6 protein-coding genes are annotated in these 6,000 nt (G+C 47.9%); all 6 read left to right on the plus strand.

Annotated features, from left to right (window positions below; all coding sequences use genetic code 11):
- The first annotated feature begins 20 nt into the window (after window positions 1–20).
- Window positions 21–1,439 (plus strand): argininosuccinate lyase, encoded by a 1,419-nt coding sequence (argH, locus tag D8Y20_RS10000; RefSeq protein WP_121543301.1) that lies wholly within the window; start codon window positions 21–23, stop codon window positions 1,437–1,439.
- Between the two features lies 1 nt (window position 1,440).
- On the plus strand, window positions 1,441–1,875 hold the full coding sequence (locus D8Y20_RS10005) for a hypothetical protein (RefSeq protein ID WP_121543303.1): 435 nt from the start codon (window positions 1,441–1,443) through the stop codon (window positions 1,873–1,875).
- A gap of 11 nt (window positions 1,876–1,886) precedes the next feature.
- Window positions 1,887–3,089, plus strand: coding sequence for an aminotransferase class I/II-fold pyridoxal phosphate-dependent enzyme (locus tag D8Y20_RS10010; protein ID WP_121543305.1), 1,203 nt, complete (start codon window positions 1,887–1,889; stop codon window positions 3,087–3,089).
- A gap of 1 nt (window position 3,090) precedes the next feature.
- The gene (locus D8Y20_RS10015) at window positions 3,091–4,314 is read left to right on the plus strand and encodes an alanine racemase (RefSeq protein ID WP_121543307.1); all 1,224 of its coding nucleotides are present in this window, start codon (window positions 3,091–3,093) and stop codon (window positions 4,312–4,314) included.
- 173 nt (window positions 4,315–4,487) lie between these two features.
- Window positions 4,488–5,309 carry a 2,3,4,5-tetrahydropyridine-2,6-dicarboxylate N-succinyltransferase gene (gene dapD, locus D8Y20_RS10020; protein WP_121543309.1) on the plus strand — a complete coding sequence of 274 codons (822 nt, stop codon included), beginning with the start codon at window positions 4,488–4,490 and terminating at the stop codon, window positions 5,307–5,309.
- Between the two features lie 86 nt (window positions 5,310–5,395).
- The gene (locus D8Y20_RS10025) at window positions 5,396–5,842 is read left to right on the plus strand and encodes an SRPBCC family protein (RefSeq protein WP_121543311.1); all 447 of its coding nucleotides are present in this window, start codon (window positions 5,396–5,398) and stop codon (window positions 5,840–5,842) included.
- Window positions 5,843–6,000: the final 158 nt, after the last annotated feature.

The following is a 6,000-nucleotide window of genomic DNA, read 5'->3' on the forward strand; positions in this document are numbered from 1 at the left end:
TTTAAAAGCAGGTGACAAACATGTCTGAAAAACCATGGGGCGGTCGTTTTGAATCCCCGACTGATGAATTTGTAGAAGCCTTTAATGCCTCCACCGATGTTGATGCGCGTATGTATGCAGAAGATATCGCAGGTTCAAAAGCGCATGCCAAAATGCTATGTCAGCAGGGGATTTTATCATCTGAAGATTTGAAGGCTATTTTACGCGGTCTCGATGTTGTGTATGGCGAGATAGAAAGTGGTGAACTTGAATTTACCATTGCCCTTGAAGATGTGCATATGAATATTGAATCGCGCTTAACAGCTCTTATTGGTGATGCCGGTAAACGCTTACATACAGCCCGTTCCAGAAATGATCAGGTGACAACCGATACCCGTCTGTATCTGCGTCGCCGGACAGATGGGATGATAGATCGCTTGCGCCATCTTCAATCGGTTCTGGTGCTTTTGGCTGAAGAGCATGCGGCCAGTATTATGCCGGGTTTTACGCATCTGCAAACAGCACAGCCTGTTACACTGGGTCATCATCTGTTGGCATATGTGGAGATGTTTGAACGTGATGCGGCGCGTTTTCTTGATGCGCGTCAGCGTATGAATCAGTGCCCGCTTGGCTCAGCCGCGCTGGCCGGTACAACATTCCCTATTGATCGTTATATGACTGCTGATTTGTTGGGTTTTGATGCGCCAACGGCCAACTCTCTGGATGCAGTCTCTGACCGTGATTATATTATGGAACTGCTTGCTGCCGCTTCGATCTGCTCCATTCATCTGTCACGTTTTTCTGAAGAACTGATTTTGTGGATGAGTGCCCAGTTTGGTTTTATTGATCTGCCCGATGCATTTTGTACCGGTTCATCGATCATGCCGCAGAAGAAAAATCCGGATATGCCGGAACTGGTGCGTGGTAAGTCCGGCCGCATTATTGGTGGTTTGGTGGCAATTTTAACGACGGTGAAAGGTCTACCGTTGGCTTACAATAAAGATATGCAGGAAGATAAAACGGCCGTGTTTGATGCCTTTGATAATCTGGAAGGTTGTTTGCGTGTGTTTGGCGATATGTTGCCGGGTATGAAAGTGAATAAAGAGGTGTTACATAAGGCTGCATCTTCCGGTTTTGCTACTGCGACAGATCTTGCTGATGCCTTAGTGCGTGCCGGTGTTCCTTTCCGTGATGCGCATGAAATTGTTGGAAAATCAGTAGGTCATTGTATTCGAGAAAAAATTGAGTTGCATGCCATGGATGCGGCTGCCTGTGCAGCTATTGATGCGCGTTTGAATGTGGAGATGGTACGTGAACTCTCTGTTGAAGCGTGCGTGGCAGCGCGCGACCATATAGGCGGTACTGCACCTCAACAGGTGTTGCAGCAGGTTGCTCTGTGGCAGCAGCGTTTGGCGACAGGAGCAACTGCTTCTGATTCTACAATGGGAAGCGGAGAGTAATATGTTATCAATAGTGCGTCGTAGTGTATGGCTGTGTTTGATTCTGGCAGTGTTTTTAAATGGTTGTGGGCGCAAAGAAGTGCCGCAGGCGATTGTAGATGACGCTGTCACCCCTCAAATCGTTGATTTGCGTTCCGGGGTTGTTGGTAATGTGTTGCGCCTGGACTTTGTGCTCAAAGGCAGTGCAGAGGGTGTGGGGTATGAAATTGATCGCACCAAGGTGGATCCGTATTGCCAGTGTCCGGGTTTCTGGCGTCGTTTTTATGAACAGCCAGCACTTGCCCGGCAGGTGAATGAAGAGACATATAGAATCATTAATTTGAAAACGGATGCAGTTGAATTTCTCTTCCGTATCCGCGCTGTAGATGTTGCCGGTAACTTTGGCCCATGGAGCAAGCTTATCCGTGCTCAAGCAGTAGATTTAAGAAAGAAGTAGGCTCGAATACAGTGAATCGAAATCAACAATCCCGACAGGTTCGCCTTGATCAGTTGGGTGCTTATCCATTTGAACGGCTCAAGGTTCTGTTTGCCGGACACCATACGAATCCGGATATCACTTCGATTGATGCTGGAGCCGGTGAACCACGTCTGCCGCTACCTCCATTTGTTGCCGATACGCTGGCACAACATTTGGGTGGTTTTTCCAAATACCCATCCACGGTGGGCGGACTGCCGTTGCGCCAGGCGATCGCCAGTTGGCTGGAGCGCCGTTTTGCTTTGCAGCATGTGGATCCACTCACGCAAGTGCTCTCGGCCAATGGCACACGCGAAGCGTTATTTGCCATTGCGCATGCATTGATTAATCCGGAAGCGGTAAGGAAACCGAATGTCTTGATGCCGAACCCGATGTATCAGATCTACCTTGGGGCTGCATATACAGCTGGTGGGGATCCGGTGTTCTTACCATGCACGGCTGAAACAGGTTTTGCACCTGATCTGGATGCTGTACCAGAAGATGCCTGGTCCAATACCGCGCTGGTATATGTCTGTTCACCTTCAAACCCGACCGGTTGGATTGCTGATAGCGCATATTTTGAGCAGTTGCTGACACTGGCTGATAAACATGATTTTTATATTGTATCGGATGAATGTTATTCGGAAATTTATTGGCAGGAACGTCCTGTTGGTCTGTTGGAAGTGGCCGAGTCATCCGGGCGTGAAGGTTTCAGTCGTTGTCTGGTGATGAATTCTTTATCGAAACGTTCGGCGCTGCCGGGCATGCGTTCCGGTCTTATTGCAGGCGATGCAAGCTTGATTGCACGTTTTGCAAAAATGCGCAGTTACACTGGCCCGGCTACTCCGCTGCCCCTGCAAGCCGTTGCGGCGGCGGCATGGTCAGATGAAACACATGTGGCGCAACATCTGGACGTGTACCGTGCCAGCTTAAAGGCGTTTTTTGATGTTTATGGTACGGATGAGGCCGGCATACCTCCCGGCTCCTTTTTTGTGTGGTTGCCAGTGGTAGATGAAGAAGCCTTTGCGGTGGCTGCATATGAGCAGCAGTCGGTGATCGTGTTGCCCGGTTCGTATCTCAGTGCTGATGATGCCGATGGGGTGAATCCCGGGGCGGGGTATATACGTGCAGCCCTTGTTGACGGGCCTGAAAAAGCAGCTGAACTTGCCCGTCGTCTAAAAGCAGTGAGGATTTAAGATGAATATTCCGAATGAGGTTGAACAGACATTGCGTCAGCACGCCGCTGGTGGTGACACGCTAAACTGTTATGTGTATGAAACCAGTGCTATGCGTCGTCATATCACCTGTTTTTCACGCATCATGCCTGCCGGTGTTGAAGTGTTTTATGCCATGAAAGCCAATCCGCATGCAGCATTTCTTGCGGCTGCAAAAGAGTCCGGTGCTCGTGGTATTGAGATTGCCAGCCTTGGTGAAGCTGAAAAAGCGGTTGCTGCTGGCTTTACATCCGACCAGTTGATTTATACAGGGCCCGGAAAATCACATGAAGAGCTACGTTGGGCAGTTGAGAAAGGTATTCGTACTGTCCATATCGAATCATTAACAGAAGCGCACAGGTTGAATGCGATTGCCGCTGAACTGGGTAAAACTCAGGATGTGCTACTGCGTATCAATGCTGATTTTGATATTCACGAAGCGCAGACCACATTCTCCGGTGGTTCGAAAAAATTCGGCGTTGATGAAGAGAAACTGACTACAGTGCTGCCGCAAATTTTAGCGCTTGATGCATTGAATTTCCGTGGTTTGCATGTCTATGCCGCATCCGGCGTACTGCATGTGGCGGACCTGCTCAAGAACTGTGAACTGGTATTCGGTATGGCCAAACAGATTGAAGCGGACTATGCCGGTGTGATCTGCGATATCATTGATTTCGGTGGTGGTTTCGGTGTCGATTATCTGGAAAGTGGCCATGGTTTTGATCCACAAGCCTATGCGAATGGTCTGGCTGAGCTGATTAAAACGTACGGTTTTGAAGGGCGTACCTTCTTCTTGGAGTTGGGGCGTTATCTGGCGGCAGATTCAGGTTGGTTCTGTACGGAGATTCTCGATATCAAAGAGTCCCGTGGAAAAAAACAGGTGATTTGTGCCGGTGGTATCAATCATTTTCGCAGGCCTGCAGCATTGGCAATCAATCATCCTCTGGCAATTGTACGTATGGGGTGTGAGAAATTGTTTGATGGGCAGGAGTCGGTATCAGAGGAATCTGTCTATTTCGGTGGGCCGTTGTGTACTGGGGCCGATAAACTCGCGAATAATGTAGCGATTGAAGCTGCTGATGTCGGTGATATTGCGGTATTCGGTCTGGCAGGAGCCTATGGTTTAAGCATGTCTAATATCGAATTTCTTAGTCATGAGCGCCCACTGGAAATAGTGATAAGTCTGGAGAATGGGTCTGGGCAATAGCATGAACGTGCGTAAATATTTACATCGCAGAGGATGCGAAGTTACGCAAAGTAAAGACAATATATAGGATATTTTAATGTGATTGTCCGAGGTGGCGGTACTCCATACTGGATTGCTGAGCCTGAGAGGATATAATCGTCTATCCACAAACAAAAGCAGACAAGGATGAATGCATGAATCATTTACAACAAATAATTGAAAACGCATGGGACAGCAGAGCGGAATGGGATTTGCATTCTGCCAGTGCTGAAGTGCGCGAAGCTGTGGAGCATACCATCCAACTGTTGGATGATGGTGGCGTACGTGTTGCTGAAAAAGGTGATGACGGCGTATGGGTAACCAATGAGTGGCTGAAAAAAGCTGTGCTGCTCTATTTTAAATTACATGACAATCAGGTGATCTCCGGTGGTGGAACCAACTATTACGATAAAGTACCACAGAAATTCGCCAACTGGGGCGAAGATATGTTCCGCAAAGGTGGCATGCGTGTAGTGCCTTCTGCAACCGTTCGTAAAGGCGTATATATTGCTAACAAAGTAGTGCTGATGCCATCGTATGTGAATATTGGTGCCTATGTTGATGAAGGCACGATGGTGGATACCTGGGCAACCGTAGGTTCATGTGCTCAGATTGGTAAGAATGTACATCTCTCCGGTGGTGTTGGTATTGGTGGTGTATTGGAACCACTGCAGGCTACCCCGACCATTATTGAAGATAACTGCTTTATCGGAGCACGTTCCGAAGTGGTTGAAGGCGTGATTGTTCGTGAAGGCGCTGTACTCTCGATGGGTGTTTATATCGGTCAATCTACCCGCATTTATGATCGTGCGACTGACACCATAAGTTATGGTGAAGTACCACCATATTCTGTTGTTGTATCCGGCTCTATGCCGGGTAAATCAGGTGGTCCGAACCTCTATTGTGCTGTGATTGTGAAGACTGTTGATGAAAAGACCCGTTCTAAAACAGGTATCACTGAACTATTGCGCGAGTGATTTTGTAGTGCTCAGCTTAGCCCTTATATCTAGGGGCTAAGCTGAGAAGCTACTATGAAGGGAATATTCAAAAGGGAGAGAGAGAAATGCCGTTAAGTAAATTAGAAGCCAGTGTAGAAATCAATCGACCGATTGCGGATGTGATTGCTTTTGTTGATGATAATGCCAATGACCCGATGTGGCAGTCTTCGGTGCTGGAGTCAGAGAAGAAGACAGCAGGATCTCCGACCGTTGGTACAATCTATTTTATTAAAGAGAAATTCCTTGGCCGCGTGATTGAGCAGGAATGGGAAGTTACTGCACGCAGTAGCGATGGCAGTGCGTGGTCAGCAAAAAGTACAACCGGCGCATTCCCGATGGAAGCCAGCATGAACTTTAAAGACAATGGTGAGTCCACCACTATTCAACGTACGCTGAGTATTGATGTGGGGCGCTTCTTTAAAGTGGCATCACCTGTTGTAGCACATATTGCCAAACGTGAGTTGGATATGGATTTTGCAAATCTGAAAGAACTACTGGAAGCCGGCGCTTAATCGCTTCTGCTTAAACTGTTTGAAAAAGGGCCCTTATGGGGCCTTTTTTTGTTTATCGCTGAAGTTCGGGAATGAGCTGCTTTGGGCATACGTGGGAAAAGAAAAGGAACTGTGATGTGATGATAAGCGAGCCACGAATACACACGAATTTTCACGAA

Origin of the sequence: Mariprofundus sp. EBB-1, assembly GCF_003665155.1 — a bacterium.
Classification (GTDB): domain Bacteria; phylum Pseudomonadota; class Zetaproteobacteria; order Mariprofundales; family Mariprofundaceae; genus Mariprofundus.

Coding starts and splice junctions, on each gene's coding strand:
- argH (WP_121543301.1), top strand. CDS start 21: ATGTCTGAAAAACCATGGGGCGGTCGTTTTGAATCCCCGACTGATGAA.
- D8Y20_RS10005 (WP_121543303.1), top strand. CDS start 1,441: ATGTTATCAATAGTGCGTCGTAGTGTATGGCTGTGTTTGATTCTGGCA.
- D8Y20_RS10015 (WP_121543307.1), top strand. CDS start 3,091: ATGAATATTCCGAATGAGGTTGAACAGACATTGCGTCAGCACGCCGCT.
- dapD (WP_121543309.1), top strand. CDS start 4,488: ATGAATCATTTACAACAAATAATTGAAAACGCATGGGACAGCAGAGCG.
- D8Y20_RS10025 (WP_121543311.1), top strand. CDS start 5,396: ATGCCGTTAAGTAAATTAGAAGCCAGTGTAGAAATCAATCGACCGATT.